This window comes from Ventosimonas gracilis (assembly GCF_001580025.1).
GTDB lineage: Bacteria > Pseudomonadota > Gammaproteobacteria > Pseudomonadales > Pseudomonadaceae > Ventosimonas > Ventosimonas gracilis.
The window spans coordinates 1-445 of sequence record NZ_LSZO01000069.1 but is presented as its reverse complement, the minus strand read 5'-3'; the positions used below and the strand labels follow the sequence as shown (position 1 = coordinate 445).

Here is a 445-nt window from a genome sequence, read left to right as displayed (position 1 = left end):
TTTTATTGCGCTCGCACCGGCGGACGTGATCACGCTGGACGGCGCAAGACTGCGCGTGCTTGCCGTAGAGCTGGAAGCGGGGCAACAAAGCATTCGCGCCGTCTACGACCGGCAAAGCGCTTACTACTCGACCATCAAAGGCATCCCGCGCAGCGAGACCAGCACCCCGCCCGATTTAGTGCTTAGCCGTACCTTATTGCACGTCTTTGAAGCGCCGCCCTTAGAAGACGCCCATGACACCTTGGGCTTTTATCTGGCCGTTACCCCAAGCGCACTCAATTGGCAAGGCGCACAGGTCGATTTATCGCGCGACGGCCAGACCTTTATTGATGGTGACGACGCCACCGCTTACGCGACCTTTGGCGAGCTGACCGCGCCGCTTAATCATCATCGGCACGAATACCGCGACGACGTTAACACCCTCCGCATCGAGCTGGCACGCGCC

Annotated in this window: 1 protein-coding gene; it reads left to right on the top strand. The window is 59.8% G+C overall.

The window, feature by feature from the left end:
* The coding region (locus AXE65_RS13770) for a fimbrial biogenesis chaperone (protein ID WP_204376509.1) at window positions 1-445 on the top strand (445 nt) is incomplete at both ends.